Source organism: Telluria sp. RT2P19 (genome assembly GCF_059685725.1).
Genome location: NZ_JCASIL010000027.1, coordinates 37,091 through 53,257, shown reverse-complemented (window position 1 = coordinate 53,257; position 16,167 = coordinate 37,091). Strand labels below are relative to the sequence as shown.

The 16,167-nt window shown below is 63.7% G+C and carries 17 protein-coding genes and 1 tRNA gene; 2 read left to right on the top strand and 16 right to left on the bottom strand.

Annotated elements, in window-relative coordinates; genetic code table 11:
- Positions 1–4: 4 nt before the first annotated feature.
- The 14 genes from nuoH to AC56KW_RS24205 form a co-directional block, all read right to left on the bottom strand.
- On the bottom strand, positions 5–1,096 hold the full coding sequence (gene nuoH / locus AC56KW_RS24270) for an NADH-quinone oxidoreductase subunit NuoH (RefSeq protein WP_123067875.1): 1,092 nt from the start codon (positions 1,094–1,096) through the stop codon (positions 5–7).
- Entirely contained in the window at positions 1,096–3,438 is a 2,343-nt protein-coding gene (gene nuoG / locus AC56KW_RS24265; protein ID WP_497173191.1) for an NADH-quinone oxidoreductase subunit NuoG, read from the bottom strand. The genes nuoH and nuoG overlap by 1 nt, the downstream gene beginning before the upstream one ends.
- A 21-nt stretch (positions 3,439–3,459) precedes the next feature.
- Positions 3,460–4,755, bottom strand: a complete 1,296-nt coding sequence (nuoF, locus tag AC56KW_RS24260; RefSeq protein ID WP_497173190.1) for an NADH-quinone oxidoreductase subunit NuoF — start codon at positions 4,753–4,755, stop codon at positions 3,460–3,462.
- Positions 4,752–5,228, bottom strand: a complete 477-nt coding sequence (nuoE, locus tag AC56KW_RS24255; protein WP_497173189.1) for an NADH-quinone oxidoreductase subunit NuoE — start codon at positions 5,226–5,228, stop codon at positions 4,752–4,754. The genes nuoF and nuoE overlap by 4 nt, the downstream gene beginning before the upstream one ends.
- A gap of 20 nt (positions 5,229–5,248) precedes the next feature.
- Positions 5,249–6,502 carry an NADH-quinone oxidoreductase subunit D gene (locus tag AC56KW_RS24250; protein WP_497173188.1) on the bottom strand — a complete coding sequence of 418 codons (1,254 nt, stop codon included), beginning with the start codon at positions 6,500–6,502 and terminating at the stop codon, positions 5,249–5,251.
- Entirely contained in the window at positions 6,502–7,095 is a 594-nt protein-coding gene (locus tag AC56KW_RS24245; protein WP_497173187.1) for an NADH-quinone oxidoreductase subunit C, read from the bottom strand. The genes AC56KW_RS24250 and AC56KW_RS24245 overlap by 1 nt, the downstream gene beginning before the upstream one ends.
- Positions 7,096–7,113: 18 nt before the next feature.
- On the bottom strand, positions 7,114–7,590 hold the full coding sequence (locus AC56KW_RS24240) for a NuoB/complex I 20 kDa subunit family protein (protein WP_005666428.1): 477 nt from the start codon (positions 7,588–7,590) through the stop codon (positions 7,114–7,116).
- Positions 7,591–7,593: 3 nt separating this feature from the next.
- Positions 7,594–7,953 (bottom strand): NADH-quinone oxidoreductase subunit A, encoded by a 360-nt coding sequence (locus tag AC56KW_RS24235; protein ID WP_497173186.1) that lies wholly within the window; start codon positions 7,951–7,953, stop codon positions 7,594–7,596.
- Positions 7,954–8,134: 181 nt separating this feature from the next.
- Positions 8,135–8,219 (bottom strand) — tRNA-Leu (locus AC56KW_RS24230).
- Positions 8,220–8,521: 302 nt separating this feature from the next.
- Complete coding sequence (gene secG / locus AC56KW_RS24225; RefSeq protein ID WP_497173185.1) at positions 8,522–8,998, bottom strand: preprotein translocase subunit SecG; 477 nt, start codon at positions 8,996–8,998, stop codon at positions 8,522–8,524.
- A 102-nt stretch (positions 8,999–9,100) separates the two neighbouring features.
- Positions 9,101–9,850 (bottom strand): triose-phosphate isomerase, encoded by a 750-nt coding sequence (gene tpiA, locus AC56KW_RS24220; protein WP_497173184.1) that lies wholly within the window; start codon positions 9,848–9,850, stop codon positions 9,101–9,103.
- 151 nt (positions 9,851–10,001) lie between these two features.
- On the bottom strand, positions 10,002–10,988 hold the full coding sequence (locus tag AC56KW_RS24215) for an NAD(P)H-quinone oxidoreductase (RefSeq protein WP_497173183.1): 987 nt from the start codon (positions 10,986–10,988) through the stop codon (positions 10,002–10,004).
- Positions 10,989–11,064: 76 nt separating this feature from the next.
- The gene (locus AC56KW_RS24210; RefSeq protein WP_497173182.1) at positions 11,065–12,015 is read right to left on the bottom strand and encodes an MYG1 family protein; all 951 of its coding nucleotides are present in this window, start codon (positions 12,013–12,015) and stop codon (positions 11,065–11,067) included.
- A gap of 66 nt (positions 12,016–12,081) precedes the next feature.
- Positions 12,082–12,600, bottom strand: coding sequence for an Rv1443c family protein (locus tag AC56KW_RS24205; protein WP_497173181.1), 519 nt, complete (start codon positions 12,598–12,600; stop codon positions 12,082–12,084).
- Between AC56KW_RS24205 and AC56KW_RS24200 the strand changes: the two genes are divergently transcribed.
- The gene (locus AC56KW_RS24200) at positions 12,569–13,060 is read left to right on the top strand and encodes a hypothetical protein (protein WP_497173180.1); all 492 of its coding nucleotides are present in this window, start codon (positions 12,569–12,571) and stop codon (positions 13,058–13,060) included. The two genes, AC56KW_RS24205 and AC56KW_RS24200, sit on opposite strands and share 32 nt — an antisense overlap.
- Here AC56KW_RS24200 and AC56KW_RS24195 read toward each other — a convergent pair.
- Both AC56KW_RS24195 and AC56KW_RS24190 read right to left on the bottom strand, forming a co-directional pair.
- Complete coding sequence (locus tag AC56KW_RS24195) at positions 13,034–13,657, bottom strand: tetratricopeptide repeat protein (RefSeq protein WP_497173179.1); 624 nt, start codon at positions 13,655–13,657, stop codon at positions 13,034–13,036. The two genes, AC56KW_RS24200 and AC56KW_RS24195, sit on opposite strands and share 27 nt — an antisense overlap.
- 61 nt (positions 13,658–13,718) lie before the next feature.
- The gene (locus AC56KW_RS24190; protein WP_497173178.1) at positions 13,719–14,495 is read right to left on the bottom strand and encodes a GIN domain-containing protein; all 777 of its coding nucleotides are present in this window, start codon (positions 14,493–14,495) and stop codon (positions 13,719–13,721) included.
- A gap of 279 nt (positions 14,496–14,774) precedes the next feature.
- Between AC56KW_RS24190 and AC56KW_RS24185 the strand changes: the two genes are divergently transcribed.
- Positions 14,775–16,160, top strand: a complete 1,386-nt coding sequence (locus AC56KW_RS24185) for a M16 family metallopeptidase (protein WP_497173177.1) — start codon at positions 14,775–14,777, stop codon at positions 16,158–16,160.
- Positions 16,161–16,167 lie beyond the last annotated feature (7 nt).

Sequence of the window (16,167 nt, the reverse complement as noted above, 5' to 3'; positions counted from 1 at the left end):
TTCCTTACTTCCAAATATTCCACGGCGTCTGCATCCAGACGGCGACGACGACCAGCCAGATCAGGGTCAGCGGGATGAATACTTTCCAGCCCAGGCGCATGATCTGGTCATAGCGGTAGCGTGGGAAGGTACCGCGGACCCAGATGAAGAAGGTCACGAACAGGAAGGCCTTCAGGAACAGCCAGAAGAAGCCGATGAAGCCGCCAATGGTGCCGCCCACTTCCAGGAAGGCGAACGGCGCCGACCAGCCGCCCATGAAGAACAGCGACGCCAGGGTGCCGATCAGGATCATGTTGCCGTATTCGGCCAGCATGAACATCGCGTACGACATGCCCGAATACTCGACCATGTGGCCGGCCACGATTTCCGATTCGCCTTCGATCACGTCGAACGGGTGACGGCCGCATTCGGCCAGGCCCGATACGAGGTAGATGATGAACAGCGGGAACAGCGGCAGCCAGTTCCACGACAGGAAATTGATCCCCATGTCGGCGAACATGCCCACTTGCTGGCCGGCGACGATGCCCGACAGGTTCAGGGTGCCCGACACCATCAGCACGACCACCAGCACGAAGCCCATCGGGATTTCGTACGAGATCATCTGCGCCGAGGCGCGCATCGCGCCCATGAACGAGTACTTCGAGTTCGAGGCCCAGCCGGCGATGATGATGCCGTAGACTTCGACCGAGGTGATGGCCAGCAGCAGCAGCACGCCGGCATTGACGTCGGCCAGCGCGAACTGCGGGCCGAACGGCACCACCGACCAGGCCGCCAGCGCCGGCATGATCGTCATGATCGGGCCGATGATGAACAGGTTGCGGTTCGCCTTGGCCGGGATCACGATTTCCTTGATCAGGAGCTTCAGGCCATCGGCCATCGGCTGCAGCAGGCCACCGGGACCGACGCGGTTCGGGCCGATACGGATCTGGATCCAGCCGATGAATTTACGTTCCCACAGGGTGGCGTAGGCGATCGCGATCATCAGCGGTGCGACCACCGCGACGATCTTGATGATGGTCCAGACCAGAGGCCAGACCGGGCCGAGCAAATCGGCGCCGCCGGCGTTGAATGAATCGATGTAACCGGGCGTTGCCATTACTTGCCCTCCCCTGCTTTTTCAACTTGGATGGAACCGAACATGGCGCCGAGCGTGGCCACGGCCGGGTGGCCGGCGGCGACACGCACCGCGTTCGACGGCAGGCTCTGGTCGACATTGGCGACCAGGACGGCCGAGCCGTTACCCTGGGTGACCTTGACCTTGTCGCCCGCAAGCACGCCGATCGATTCGGCGACCGCTTTCGACAGCGTGACCAGCGGCGCGTTGGCGTCGGCGGTGCGCTGCAGCGGCTCGGAGCGGCGGGCCAGTGCGTCGGTGAAGTACACCGGCACGTCGGTCAGGCGCTCGAGCTGGCCGGCCGGGGCGTAGCTGCCCGCGGTGGGGGCCAGTTGCGCCACGTTGTTCAGCTTGGCGGCCAGGTCGGTATTGCCCTTGCCGAAGACTTCGTCGCGGATCGCTTCCGAGGTGTCGTAGTCGAAGCCGGTCAAGCCCAGCAGGTTGCCCAGCACGCGCAGCACTTTCCAGGCCGGACGGGCCTCGCCCAGCGGGCGCACGGTGCCGTTGAAGCTCTGTGCGCGGCCTTCGCAGTTCACGAACGTGCCCGAGGTTTCCGAGAACGGCGCGATCGGCAGCAAGACGTCGGCGTAATCCATGCCATGCTTGAAGGCGGACATCGCGACGACCATCTCGGCCTGCTGCAGCGCGGCGAAGGCCTGCTGCGGGTTGGCCGCATCCAGTTCCGGTTCGGCGTTCAGCAGCACATAGGCTTTCTTCGGCGTGGCGAAGATGTGTTCCTTCTTGCCGGACGTCGCGCCCACCAAGTGGCCGCCGACGGTGTTGGCGGCGTCGACCAGGTAGCCGAACGAGCAACCGGTCTGCTCGGCGATCCATTGCGCGGCGGCGTGGATCTTCGAAGCTTGCGGGTGTTGTGCGGCGGCGTTGCCCAGCAGGATGGCGCCTGGCACGTCGACGTCACCGACGACGACCAGCGAGGCGGCGATGGCCCTGGCCGCGTCCGATGCCTCGATGCCTTCGAAACCGGCCGGGACGGCGATGTTCTTGTCGGCGGCGATGGCGACCACGACTTCCGACAGCGCGACCAGCCAGTCGCTCGGCGCCGCCACCAGCTTGTGGGCGACCTTCATCAAGAGTGCCTCGTCGCTGCCGCCCAGCACCGACAGGCGCAGGCCGGCCTTGGTGGCGGCGCGCAGGCGGGTGGTGACCAGCGGGTGATCCTTGCGCAGGAACGAACCGATGACGAGCGCGCGCTTCAGGGTCGACAGTTGCGCGATCGGCATGCCCAGCCATGGGGTCACTTCGCCGTCCAGCGCGAAGTCGCTCTGGCGCAGGCGGAAATCGACGTTCTCCGAGCCGAAGCCGCGGAAGGCCTTGTTCAAGAGGTGCAGTTCTTCCACGGTCGAGTGGGCGGTGGCGACGGCCGCGAGGCTGTCGGCGCCGTGCTCGTGGCGGATATTGCGCAGGCCGTGGGCAACATATTCGAGGGCCGTCGACCACTCGGTCTCGATCCACTTGTTGTCCTGCTTGATCATCGGCTTGGTGAGACGGTCGGCATTGTCCAGCGCCTCGTACGAGAAGCGCTCTTTATCGGACAGCCAGCACTCGTTGACCGCTTCGTTCTCGAGCGGCAGCACGCGCATGACCTTGCCGCCCTTGACCTGGACGATCAGGTTGGCGCCCAGCGAATCGTGCGGCGAGACCGACTTGCGGCGCTGCAGTTCCCATGGACGCGCCGAGTAGCGGAACGGCTTGCTGGTGAGCGCGCCGACCGGGCACAGGTCGATCATGTTACCGGACACTTCCGAGTCGACGGTCTTGCCGACGAAGGTGGTGATCTCGGAGTGTTCGCCGCGGCCCAGCATGCCGAATTCCATGACGCCGGCAACCTCTTGGCCGAAACGCACGCAACGGGTGCACTGGATGCAGCGCGACATCTCTTCCATCGAGATCAAGGGGCCCGCTTCCTTCGGGGCCACCACGCGTTTTTCTTCTTCGTAGCGCGAGCCGCTCTTGCCGTAGCCGACGGCCAGATCCTGCAGCTGGCATTCGCCGCCCTGGTCGCAGATCGGGCAATCCAGCGGGTGGTTAATGAGCAGGAATTCCATCACCGACTTCTGCGCCTGCACGGCCTTGTCGCTGTGGCTGCGCACGATCATGCCGGGCGACACTGGCGTGGCGCATGCTGGCAAGGGCTTGGGCGCCTTCTCCACTTCGACCAGGCACATGCGGCAGTTCGCGGCGATCGACAATTTCTTGTGATAGCAGAAGTGCGGAATATAGGTGCCGAGTTTGTTTGCGGCGTCCATCACCATGGAACCCGGTGGGACTTCGACTTTCTTGCCGTCTAATTCGATTTCAACCATTTGATCGTTACCTGACCTGGTTTAAAGGTATGCGGGCACGAGGCAGTGCTTGTGCTCGATGTGATATTCAAATTCCTGGCGGAAGTGCTTGATCATCGCCTGGACTGGCATCGCGGCCGCATCGCCGAGCGCGCAGATGGTGCGGCCCTTGATGTTGTCGGCGATGTTGTTCAGCAGGTCCATGTCTTCCGGACGGCCCTGGCCGTTCTCGATGCGGTGGACCATGCGGTACATCCAGCCGGTGCCTTCACGGCACGGGGTGCACTGGCCGCACGATTCTTCGTAATAGAAGTACGACAGGCGCAGCAGCGACTTGACCATGCAGCGGGTCTCGTCCATGACGATGACGGCGCCCGACCCCAGCATCGAACCGGCTTTCGCGATCGAATCGTAGTCGAGGTCGGTCTGCATCATCAGGTCGCCGGGAACGACAGGCGCCGATGAACCGCCCGGGATGACGGCCTTGATCTTCTTGCCGCCGCGCATGCCGCCGGCCAGCTCCATCAAGGTCGCGAATGGCGTACCCAGCGGGACTTCGTAGTTGCCCGGACGCTCGACGTCGCCCGAGATCGAGAAGATCTTGGTGCCGCCGTTGTTCGGCTTGCCCAGCGCCATGTAGTTCTCGGCGCCGATGTTCAGGATGAACGGCACCGCCGCGAAGGTCTCGGTGTTGTTGATCGTCGTCGGCTTGCCGTACAGGCCGAACGAGGCCGGGAATGGCGGCTTGAAGCGCGGCTGTCCCTTCTTGCCTTCGAGCGACTCGAGCAAGGCGGTTTCTTCGCCGCAGATATAGGCGCCATAGCCGTGGTGGGCGTGCAGCTGGAACGAGAAGGTCGAACCCAGGATGTTATCGCCCAAAAAGCCCGCCGCGCGCGCTTCTTCGAGCGCTTCCTCGAAACGCAGGTAGTCTTCGAAGATCTCGCCGTGGATGTAGTTGTAGCCCACGGTGATGCCCATCGCGTAGGCGCCGATGGCCATGCCCTCGATCAGCGCATGCGGGTTGTAGCGGATGATGTCGCGGTCCTTGAACGTGCCCGGCTCGCCTTCGTCGGTATTGCAGACGAGGTATTTCTGGCCCGGGAACTGGCGCGGCATGAAGCTCCACTTCAGGCCGGTCGGGAAGCCCGCACCGCCGCGGCCACGCAGGCCCGAGGCCTTCATGTCGGCAATGATCTGTTCCGGCGTGATCTTTTCTTCGATGATGCGGCGCAGTGCCGAATAGCCGCCACGATTGACGTAATCGGACAGGTGCCAGTTTTCGCCGTTCAGGTTGGCGAGGATCAGCGGTTTGATGTGACGGTCGTGCAGGCTGGTCATTTGTTCAGTTCCTCAAGCAGGGCGTCGATCTTGGCGTCGCTCATGAACGAACACATGCGGTGGTTGTTCACCAGCATGACCGGTGCGTCGCCGCAGGCGCCCATGCACTCGCCTTCCATCAGCGTGAATTTGCCGTCGGCGGTGGTGTCGCGGAAACCGATGCCGAGCGCGTCCTTGATGCGCTGGGCCGCGTGTTCGCCGCCCGACAGCGCGCATGGCAGGTTGGTGCACACGGTGATCTTGTGCTGGCCGACCGGCTTGATGTTGAACATATTGTAGAAAGTCGCCACTTCCTGCACGGCGATGGCCGGCATGCCGATGTAGTCGGCAATCTCCTGCATGGTTTCAGGCGACAGCCAGCCCAGTTCGACCTGGGCGTGGGCCAGCGAAGCCATCACGGCCGACTGGCGTTGATCGGCTGGGTACTTGGCCAGCTCGCGATCGATTTTTTGATAGCACTGCGCGGATAACATAGTTTTTCTCTGCCCTCTGATTACCTGTCGATACTGCCGAACACGATGTCCTGGGTACCGATAATGGCCACCGCGTCAGCGATCATGTGGCCGCGTGCCATCTCGTCGAGGCTCTGCAGGTGGACGTAGTCCGGGGTGCGGATTTTCAGGCGGTATGGCTTGTTGGCGCCGTCGGAGACGATATAGATGCCGAACTCGCCCTTCGGGTGCTCGACCGCGGCGTAGGCCTCGCCCTCTGGGACGTGGAAGCCTTCGGTGAACAGCTTGAAGTGGTGGATCAGCGATTCCATATTGGACTTCATGTCCATCCGGTTCGGCGGCGCGATCTTGTTATTGTCGATCATCACCGGGCCGGGATTGGCGCGCAGCCAGGCCAGGCACTGCTTGATGATGCGGTTCGACTGGCGCAGTTCTTCCACGCGCACCAGGTAGCGGTCGTAGGAGTCGCCGTTGGTGCCGACCGGGATATCGAACTCGACCTTGTCGTAGGCCGCATAAGGCTGGTGCTTGCGCAAGTCCCAGGCGATGCCCGAGCCGCGCAGCATGGCGCCGGTAAAGCCCATGGCCTTCGCGTCTTCCGGACTGACGACACCGATGCCGACGGTACGCTGCTTCCAGATACGGTTATCGGTCAGCAGGGTTTCGTACTCGTCGACATAGCCGTCGAAGCGCTTCGTGAACGCGTCCAGGAAGTCGATGACCGAACCCTGGCGGTGTTCGTTCAGCTCGGCGATCGCCTTGGCGCTGCGGATCGGCGACTGCTTGTGCTGCGGCATGGTGTCCGGCAGGTCGCGGTACACGCCGCCCGGACGGTAATAGGCCGCGTGCATGCGCGCGCCCGACACGGCTTCATAGACGTCGAACAGGTCTTCGCGGTCGCGGAAGCAGTACAGGAACGGGCCCATGGCGCCGATGTCCAGCGCGTGCGCGCCGAGCCACATCAGGTGGTTCAGGATGCGGGTCACCTCGTCGAACATCGTGCGGATGTACTGGGCGCGGATCGGCGCTTCGATGCCGAGCAGCTTTTCGATCGCCAGCACATAGCCGTGTTCGTTGCACATCATCGACACGTAGTCGAGGCGGTCCATGTACGGAACCGACTGCAGGTAGGTGCGGGTTTCGGCCAGCTTCTCGGTGCCGCGGTGCAGCAGGCCGATGTGCGGGTCGGCGCGCTGGATCACCTCGCCGTCGAGTTCGAGCACCAGGCGCAGCACGCCGTGCGCTGCCGGGTGCTGCGGACCAAAGTTCAGGGTGTAGTTCTTAAGCTCAGCCATTATTTCGTCCCGTAGGTCTCTTCGCGAATCACGCGCGGGATGTTCTCGCGCGGCTCGATCGTGACGGGTTGGTAGATCACGCGTTTCTGTTCCGGGTCGTAGCGCATTTCGACGTAGCCCGAGATCGGGAAGTCCTTGCGGAACGGGTGGCCGATGAAACCGTAGTCGGTCAGGATGCGGCGCAGGTCGCCGTGGCCGTCGAACAGGATGCCGAACATGTCGAACGCTTCGCGCTCGAACCAGTTGGCGGCGCGCCAGATGCCGGTGATCGATTCGACCAGCGGCATGTCGTCGTCCGGGCAGAACACGCGCACGCGGACGCGCCAGTTCTTCTCGAGCGACAGCAGGTGCACCACGACCGCGAAGCGCGGGCCCTCATAGGTGCCTTCGCCGTATTGCGAGTAGTCGACGCCGCACAGGTCGATCATTTGTTCGAATGCCAGGCTGCGCTCATCGCGCAGGGTCTGCATCGTCTTGAGGTAGTCCGCGGACTTGACCACCACCGTCACTTCGCCCAGCGCCACGGAAATAGCGGCGCCCTCGCCCAATGCATTTTTCAGGGCGAGTTCAAGGGTCTCGAGTTTTGTCGTCATGGAGTACGCCGTCCGTTTTTAGCGCGCGATGGTATTGGTGCGCTTGATCTTGTTCTGGAGCTGCATGATGCCGTAGAGCAGCGCTTCGGCAGTCGGCGGGCAGCCTGGCACGTACACATCGACCGGGACGATGCGATCGCAGCCGCGCACCACCGAATACGAATAGTGGTAGTAGCCGCCGCCGTTGGCACAGGAACCCATCGAGATCACCCAGCGCGGTTCGGCCATCTGGTCATAGACCTTGCGCAGCGCCGGCGCCATCTTGTTGCACAGGGTGCCGGCGACGATCATCACGTCGGACTGACGCGGCGATGGACGGAACACGATGCCGAAGCGGTCCATGTCGTAGCGGGCCGCGCCCACGTGCATCATCTCGACCGCGCAGCAGGCCAGACCGAACGTCATCGGGAACATCGACCCCGTGCGCGCCCAGTTGATCAGCTTGTCGGCTGTGGTGGTGATGAAACCTTCGTTTAATACGCCTTCAATTGCCATGGCTTATTCCCAATCAAGGGCACCTTTCTTCCAGATGTACCAGAAACCGACCACGAACTCGGCGATGAACACCATCATCGTGATGAAACCGGTCCAGCCCAGCTCGCGCATCGAGACGCCCCATGGGAAGAAGAATGCCGTTTCCAGATCAAACAAAATAAACAGGATCGCGACCAGGTAGTACCGGACGTCGAACTTCATGCGTGCGTCTTCGAAGGCTTCGAAGCCGCATTCATACGGGGACAGCTTGGCGTCGTCGGGCTTGTGCGGCCCGAGCAGGCGGCCGAGCAGCTGCGGGGCGACACCGACACCGATGCCAACCAGGATAAAGAGAAGAACGGGGAGATAATTTTCGAGGTTCACGGATGAAGCTTTCTGAACGATCGGTTAATGAAAAACTGCGGGAAAACTGCGGGGATGCAGCACCGAATCGCGGAACCTGGCTTCAAGCCTACCACCAGGATCGTGGGACTGATCCTCGTAAAAAAGCCAGCTCAGGCATGAGGAGAAACTCGTGCGCCCTTGCTGGCTTCTTTCTAAATTTTGGTGCCGACGGCGAGACTCGAACTCGCACAGCTTGCGCCACTACCCCCTCAAGATAGCGTGTCTACCAATTTCACCACGTCGGCTGGAGACCAGTATTTTACCCTGCCTTAGCACTACTTTTCAATGCTCAAATTGCGTAATCACAAGGATATTTGCAATCTTTTTGAATCATGTCGCCGAATAATCAATTGCTCATCAATGGCTTACGCCAACATGACAGGCATTTCCAATCAGGCATGCATCGATATTCGCAGGGACCGCACTGGCGGGCTTGCTGCTTCAGAGCCGCGCCGCCGCATTCTACGCCTAAAAACAGGAACGCGCCGGAGAACGGCGCGTATCGGTGCTGCAAGGTGTGGCGCGACGGACGCGCCATGCACGATGCTTACTTGGCCGGCGCAGCCGGTGCGGGTGCGGTCGTGACAGGAGCGGGAGCGGGAGCCGGGGTTGCCGGAATCGCCGCCGCTGGCGCCGCGCTGTTCGCCGGCAGGGTCGGCACATCCGCTGGTGCGGCCTGGTCCGGTGCGCCGCCCGGGATGCCGGAGGCCGGCGCTCCGGTGGCCGGCGCCTGGCTCGACGGCACAGTCACGCGGCCCATGACGCCGCCGCCGCTTTCGCTGCTGCCGCCACCGTTGCCGATATAGGCCAGGGCGAGGGTCGAGCCGAAGAAGATGGCGGCTGCCACGGCGGTCGACTTCGACAGGAAGTTCGACGAGCCGGAGGCGCCGAACAGGCTGCCCGATGCGCCCGAACCGAAGGCCGCGCCCATATCGGCGCCCTTACCGTGCTGCATCAGCACCAGGCCGATAATGGCCAGGGCCGACACCACCTGCACGACGATAATCAAATTGAACCAGATCATTGCAATTCCATTCCAAGGGTTATAACAACGTTTTTAAATTTCTTATATTTTCAAAATATTCGAAAATTCATTCGTGATGCTTTTCTGAAAGACTTATGCAGCTTACTTAACCGAACGAATGATCCCGAGAAAATCAGCCGCTTTCAGCGCCGCTCCACCGATCAGGCCGCCGTCGATATCCGGCTGGGCCATCAGATCGGCTGCATTTTCCGGTTTCATGCTGCCGCCGTAAAGGATTTGTACGGTTTCGGCAGCCTCGGCGTTGCAGTTGCGCAGTTTCTCGCGCAAGAAGGCGTGCACTTCCTGGGCCATCGCCGGCGTCGCCGTCTTGCCGGTGCCGATCGCCCAGACCGGCTCGTAGGCCACGACCAGGCGCGGCACCGCATCAGCGCCAAGCAGTTCGAGCACCGCATCGAGCTGGGCGCCGACCACTTCTTGCGTGGCGTCGGCCTCGCGCTGCGCCAGCGTCTCACCGACGCACACGATCGGGGTCAGGCCCGCGTCCAGTGCCGCCTTGGCCTTGCGCGCCACCAGTTCATTCGATTCGCCATGGTAGGCGCGGCGCTCGGAGTGACCGACGATCACGTAACGACAGCCGAAATCCTGCAGCATCGAGGAACACACTTCACCGGTGAACGCGCCGCAAGGCTCGGTCGCGACGTCTTGCGCGCCCCAGGCCATCGCGCTACCCGCGAGAAGCTGTTCACACTGGAACAGGTAGGGAGCCGGCACGCACACGGCGCTTGCGGCGCCCTTGCCCGTCAATCCAGCGAGAATACCTTGCAGCAGCTCGGCATTGACTGCACGGCTGCCATTCATCTTCCAGTTACCTACGACCAGTTTGGGACGCATACTACCCCATGTCAAATAACCCGCTATTCTAGCGGTCGTTCATATGGCGGTCAAACAAAGGCTGCGCTGTCAAGCCGCCCGTCGAACCGCTGCCGGATGCGCCGCGGCGGGCCGATCCAGCCCTGCCCGGCGCGCGTTTCATGTCGTTTCCTCAGCCTTCCTGCAGTTGCAGGACGATCTTGCCGACGTGGGTGCTCGATTCCATCAGCGCATGCGCCTCGGCCGCCTGCGCCAGCGGGAAGACACGGTGCACGACCGGCTTGATCTTCCCTTGCGCAAACAGCGGCCAGGCATGCTCGCGCAGCTGGCGCGCAATCGCGGCCTTGAACGCCACCGGACGCGGACGCAGGGTCGAGCCGGTGATGTGCAGGCGCCGCCGCAGCACCTGCCCCATGTCGATATTGGCGCGTGCGCCGCCCAGCAGCGCAATCACGACCAGGCGGCCATCGTCGGCCAGGCTATCGATCTCGCGCGCCACGTAATCGCCCGCGACCATATCCAGAATGACATCGACACCTTTACCACCTGTTAGTTCCTTGACCACGGCGACAAAATCCTCGTCGCGGTAGTTGATGCCGCGTTCGGCGCCAAGCGCCTCGACGGCGCGGCATTTGTCCTCGGTGCCGGCGGTGGCGAACACGCGGTGGCCCAAGGCCTTCGCCAGCTGGATCGCGGTCACGCCGATGCCCGAGCTGCCGCCCTGCACCAGCAGGCTCTCGCCTTCGGCCAGCTGCGCGCGGTCGAACACATTGCTCCAGACCGTGAAATAGGTTTCTGGCAAGGTGGCGGCTTCGAGGGCGCTCAGGCCCTCGGGGACCGGCAGGCACTGCGCGAGCGGCGCGGCGCAGTAGTCGGCATAGCCGCCGCCCTGCACCAGCGCGCACACTAGGTCGCCTTTCTTGAAGCCGCTATCGGCCAGGTCGCCTTCGACGATCTCGCCGGCCACTTCCAGGCCCGGCAGGTCGGACGCGCCGGGCGGCACCGGGTATTTGCCCAGGCGCTGCAGCACGTCGGGACGGTTGATGCCGGCGGCGTGGACCTTGATCAGCACTTCGCCGGCCTTCAGGGCCGGCGTCGGGCGTTCGCACAGTTGCAGGACTTCCGGCTTGCCGGGCTGGGTGATCTCGATAGCGCGCATAAGAGGTTGCTCCCGTGTTAGCAAAACCGTAATTGTACGGGACTCGGGAGCGCTGTGCGCGCCGTCGTGCGCCCCGTTACGCGCCCTGCTCCACCGCGTCGAGCGCTTGCCGCGCCATGGCGCGGATGCCGGCATAGGTACGCGCGGCGGCAATGAAACGGCCGGTATGACAGAACACGGCGTCTTCGACGCCGGTCACGGCCGCCAGCTCGGCCTCGCGCAGGCCCGCCCATGACGCCGGCAAGTCGGCACGCGCATCGAAGCTCTCGGTATCGACCGACACCGTGTGCAGGATGTAGCGCTGCTCGGTCAGGCTATGGCTGATGACGAACAGGATCTTCGGCATTTCCTTGCGCACCACGCTGCTCCAGGGCAGTGCGGCGTTCTTGAGGAACAGCAACCTGCCGTCTTCCAGCACTTCGGCCTGGCGCACCTGGTTAACGGCCAGCATGGCGCCGACGCGGTAGCGCACGGCATTGCCCATGATGTCGGTCAAGAACTCGAGCGCGCGCATGAACTGGCCCATGCGATAGGTGTCTACCGCTTCGCCATAGCCCAGCCGCTGCTCATCGAGCCAACCGGGATTGAAGCCCGACACCACGGCCGACAAGCCATAGCTGCCCGGCGCATTCTTGGCCACGCCCACGTCCGACAGGTCGAGGTATTGCACGATATCGGCGTCGATCGCATAGGCGATCTGCTGGGCCACGTCGTCCGGCAGGCGCTCGCCGGTATGGCGTTCGGCCAGGGCGGCCACGCATTGCCCGCCATACTCGCGCCACACCAGGCCGGCACTGGCATAGGGCACGCCGGACACGCGGGCGCCGTCGAATTCCTTCTGGTGGTGGTCGAAACGGCCCGTGGCCGGGTCCCAGACCCCGCCGACGTCGATCGCGAAGTCGGCGGCATCGATCCTGGCCTGTTCGCGGGTGCGGACGATGTCGGCATCGGGGAACAGCACCTTCAGGACGGCGACCGCCCACGCATCATCCGCGTGGAATTTGCCGCCGTGAGTGGCAATCAACATACATGCTCCAAATAGTCGCTACGCCCTTGTATTGACAGGCGCTCGCGCGTGGTTCGAAGCCGAAGCCTACCACGCGGACCTGTCCCGGCGCGCCCTTGCGCTACCACTTCGGGCAATTTCATCGGCTTGCGCACCGAGTGCGCGGGCCAGTTTCTGGTGGCGGTGCGCGAAGAACAGTTTCACCATGGCGCGCACGACCGGCGTCGCGAACCGGGGCGAGAATGCGAGGTGGTCGGTGATGCAGGCGCCACGGCCGTCGGCGGCCGGCGTGATCACGCGCTCGTGGCGCCAGGCGCGCATCGACAGCAGGGCCGACTGTTCGACGAAACGGTGGCCCGGCACGATCTCGGTAAAGGTCAGCTTCGACATATCGATCGGAAACAGGCCGAACAACAAGAACTTGCAGCGGCCCAGCGGCTTGCCGAGCATGGTGGCGGCGCCGATGTCGGTCATCCCCTTCGGGAACACGACCTTCAGCAGTGGCCGCATCTCGGCGCGCACGCCATCGAGCGAGGTCGACCAGGCCCAGGCTTCCTGGGTGGATACCGGCACCGTGGTCGTCATCGTCAGTTCGACATTTGCCATTGCCTTCTCCTTATGGATGTATTCGGCATATGCTGGCCCGCTTCGGCATTCGGCTCAGTTCGGCAGATCGCATACGCTCACCATCGCCAGCCAGCGTGTTCTTGCCGGACTGATCTGCCGGCGCGGCGTTCGCAGAACGCGCCGGTTGGCTGCGCGTCGTGCGGGCATCAACCGGGGTATCGGCGGCAAGCGCCTGCCGAGCGACAACCCGGCCAGTGCGCTGTCTGGGCACAACGCCCGGACAGCGCTGCGAGCGCGACGTACCGGCCGCCGCGGCGTGCGTCACTTGGTGCTGTTCATCGGCATCGACGATATCGGCAACAATTCGCAGGCCGGTCCGGTCACGCTGGAAGACATGATGGCTGGCTACCGCCATCTGGTCGCGCGCGCAACCGATCGCCGTGATCGGCGCAACGCCGGCGCCGCTCGAAGTCTACATCCCGGCGCCGGTCTTCGATGACGTTGGCAGCGTCGTCCCCACCCTCCAGGTCCGTGCCAGCGCCTGCGCCTCTTCGACCTGTTCCTGCGACATTTTCTTGGCAATCGCGGCGCGCTGCTCGACAGCATTGCGGTTGCCGCCCGCCGCCGCCAGGTTGTACAGCATGTACGCCAGCACGGCGTCCTGCGGCACGCCGGCCACGCTGTAGCGGTACATCAGCCCGAGCGCATGCTGGGCGTCGGGATTGCCCTGCTCGGCCGCCTTGCGGAACCAGCTCACGGCGTGTTTCTGGTCTTGCGGCACGGCATTGCCGGTGTAGTACATGGCGCCGACCACGTACTGGGCGTCGGCCTTGCCCTGCCCGGCCGCCTTCATATGCCAGGCGAAGGCCTGCTTGTAGTCGCGCGCGACGCCGCGGCCCATGTAGTACATGAGGCCCAGCAGGTGCTGGGCATCGGGATTGCCGGCCCTGGCCAGCGGACCGATTTCTTTCAGTGCCAGTGCATAGTTACGGGCGTTGTAGGCGCTCGCGCCCTCCGCAAAGCCGGCCCGGGCGCTCGTCTGCGGGCCCAGTTGCAGGCCGATGGCAAGCAGCGTCACAAGGAGTAGTTTTTTCATGTCTCGTGCACAGAATCTGGATCGATCGGGTGTTCCCGTTGTCGTGGCTCGTGCGCCGCGCTTACTTCCAGTTGACCTTGCCCAGGCCGTCGAGGGCGACCTTGCGGTTGGCCGGCTTGCCGAACACCGTCACCGACCCCATCCCCGACAGCGAGAGGTTGGCGCTGCGCTGCGCGTTGACGGTGGCGTTGCCGAGCCCCGACAGGTCCAGGGTCACCGCCTCGACCGTACAAGCCTGGGCGTCGAGCCCGCCCAAGCCCCCGAGCTCGGCCCTGAGGTTCTTGCTGCGCCCGCTCAGGGTCACGTAGCCCGCGCCGCCCAGGCTCAGATCGACCGTCTCGCTGTCCACGCCCTGGATCCTGAGGTTGCCGACGCCGCCGAGGCTGGCCTTGATGGTGCGGTATTCCGATGATGATACATACATCGATCCGGCGCCATCCAGACTGATGTCCAGTGTCTCTCCGGCAAAACCACTCACGGTCGTGGCGCCCACGCTTTCAGATGATACTGCGCGCAGGTTCGGCAGCACCAGTTCGGCCTGCAAGCCGGACGAACGGCCGAAGCTGAAGCCGGAATTGCGGCCATCGGTCTCGATCTGGAGAGTGTCCCCGCGCTGCGACGTCGTGGTGCGCGACAGCAGGCGCGCGTCGCCGGTCAGCACCAGCGCCGGCGTGGAGCCCTGGCGAATCCTGAGGTCCCCCACCCCTTCGAGCTTGACACGCACCACGCGCGCATCGATCGGCCGCGTCTCGCTGCTGGTGTCCGGGGCCGCACCAGCGAAGCCGATCGTCGCGCCCAGCAAGGCCACCGCGGCGCCCAGCTTGATCAGGTGGTTCATCCATTCTCTCCCGTGAATTCTTGCGCCGGCCTCGTGCCGGGACTTGTCATGTTGCAACTATAGCCCGAAAGCCGGGCACGGCGATGGTCGATGCGATGAACTGCACGATTTGCCACCCGAAATGCAGGCGCATGGGGTCGGATGCTGTCTGCATGACATCGCTGTGTCGTGCGCAGCGGCGACGAAAAGATTACTTATTAGCATGCCATTGCGCTAAGATGAGCCGCCGGTGGATCAGCTACCATCGTCCCAACATTCATCATTGAGGTCACCATGCGCATGCGCCAATTACCTGCCCTGATGGCCGGGCTCACCCTGTCGATGTCGGCCTTCGCCGCTTCGACCGACCAGTGGACCCTGCCGGTCAACACCAAGAAACTCGACAACGGACTGACCGTCATCGTGTCGGAAGACCGCAGCTCGCCGACCGTCGGCGTCTCGGTCGTCTACCACGTCGGCATGCGCCTCGAGCCGAAGAACCGCACCGGCTTCGCCCACCTGTTCGAGCACCTGATGTTCCAGGGCACCCCTAACGCGCCGAAGGGCATCTTCGACACCACCATCACCGCCGGCGGCGGCTGGAACAACGGCTCGACCCGTCCCGACTTCACCAACTATATCGAGACCGCCCCGACCTCGAGCCTGGAACCGATCCTGTGGCTGGAAGCGGACCGCATGAAGACCCTCGACTTCAGCCCGGCCACGTTGAAAAACCAGCAGGACGTCGTCAAGGAAGAGATCCGCGTCAACGTCAAGAACCAGCCTTACGGCGGCTTCATGTGGATCGACATCAGCCAGCACGCCTTCCAGAAATGGGAAAACAACCACGACGGCTACGGCAGCTTCGAGGACCTCGAAAACGCCAGCCTGGACGATGTGCGCGCGTTCCACCGCGACTACTACGGCCCCAATAACGCGGTGCTGGCGATCGCCGGCGACATCACGCCGCAGCAGGGTTTCGCGCTGGCCCAGAAATACTTCGGCGGCATCCCGGCGCGTCCGGTGCCGAAGGGTACCGACTTTACCGAACCACTCAACACCGCCGAGAAGCGCCTGGAGCAGAGCGACGCCCTGGCCCAGGTGCCGGCAATCGCGGCGGCCTGGAAGGTGCCGGAACGCGGCAGCCGCGACCAGGCGCCGATCGCGGTGCTGGCCGAGCTGCTGGGCGGCGGCGACGCTTCGCTGTTCTACCAGGGCCTGGTCAAGGGCCGCGAGATCGCCCTCAACGTCGACACCATGTTCGGCCTGACCAGCCCGTGGGAATACAACGGCCCGACCCTCATGACCGTGTTCGCGCTGTACAAGCCGGACAGCAGCGCCGACGCCGTGCTCAAGGCGATGGACGAAGAGATCGCGAAGATCGCCAAGGACGGCGTCGACGACGCCACCCTGAAGCGCGTCAAGACCCGCATGCTGGCCGACTGGAACAACAAGCTGGAAAGCTTCGTCAACCGCGCCGACACCCTGGCCAAGCTGCAGACCCTGTGGGGCGACGCCAACGTGGTCAACCAGATCCCGGGCCTGATCGAGGGCGTGACGTCGAGCGACATCCAGCGCGCGGTCAAGACCTACCTGGTGCCGACCAACCGCACCGTCATCGACCGCAAGCCGGCCGCCATGATCGAGGCCGCGAAGACCGCCTCGGCCGCCACCAACACCAAATAAGGAGCGC

Coding starts and splice junctions, on each gene's coding strand:
- nuoH (WP_123067875.1), bottom strand. CDS start 1,096: ATGGCAACGCCCGGTTACATCGATTCATTCAACGCCGGCGGCGCCGAT.
- tpiA (WP_497173184.1), bottom strand. CDS start 9,850: ATGCGTCCCAAACTGGTCGTAGGTAACTGGAAGATGAATGGCAGCCGT.
- AC56KW_RS24195 (WP_497173179.1), bottom strand. CDS start 13,657: ATGAAAAAACTACTCCTTGTGACGCTGCTTGCCATCGGCCTGCAACTG.
- secG (WP_497173185.1), bottom strand. CDS start 8,998: ATGATCTGGTTCAATTTGATTATCGTCGTGCAGGTGGTGTCGGCCCTG.
- AC56KW_RS24240 (WP_005666428.1), bottom strand. CDS start 7,590: ATGGCAATTGAAGGCGTATTAAACGAAGGTTTCATCACCACCACAGCC.
- nuoE (WP_497173189.1), bottom strand. CDS start 5,228: ATGTTATCCGCGCAGTGCTATCAAAAAATCGATCGCGAGCTGGCCAAG.
- AC56KW_RS24210 (WP_497173182.1), bottom strand. CDS start 12,015: ATGTTGATTGCCACTCACGGCGGCAAATTCCACGCGGATGATGCGTGG.
- AC56KW_RS24245 (WP_497173187.1), bottom strand. CDS start 7,095: ATGACGACAAAACTCGAGACCCTTGAACTCGCCCTGAAAAATGCATTG.
- AC56KW_RS24205 (WP_497173181.1), bottom strand. CDS start 12,600: ATGGCAAATGTCGAACTGACGATGACGACCACGGTGCCGGTATCCACC.
- nuoG (WP_497173191.1), bottom strand. CDS start 3,438: ATGGTTGAAATCGAATTAGACGGCAAGAAAGTCGAAGTCCCACCGGGT.
- nuoF (WP_497173190.1), bottom strand. CDS start 4,755: ATGACCAGCCTGCACGACCGTCACATCAAACCGCTGATCCTCGCCAAC.
- AC56KW_RS24190 (WP_497173178.1), bottom strand. CDS start 14,495: ATGAACCACCTGATCAAGCTGGGCGCCGCGGTGGCCTTGCTGGGCGCG.
- AC56KW_RS24250 (WP_497173188.1), bottom strand. CDS start 6,502: ATGGCTGAGCTTAAGAACTACACCCTGAACTTTGGTCCGCAGCACCCG.
- AC56KW_RS24215 (WP_497173183.1), bottom strand. CDS start 10,988: ATGCGCGCTATCGAGATCACCCAGCCCGGCAAGCCGGAAGTCCTGCAA.
- AC56KW_RS24185 (WP_497173177.1), top strand. CDS start 14,775: ATGCGCCAATTACCTGCCCTGATGGCCGGGCTCACCCTGTCGATGTCG.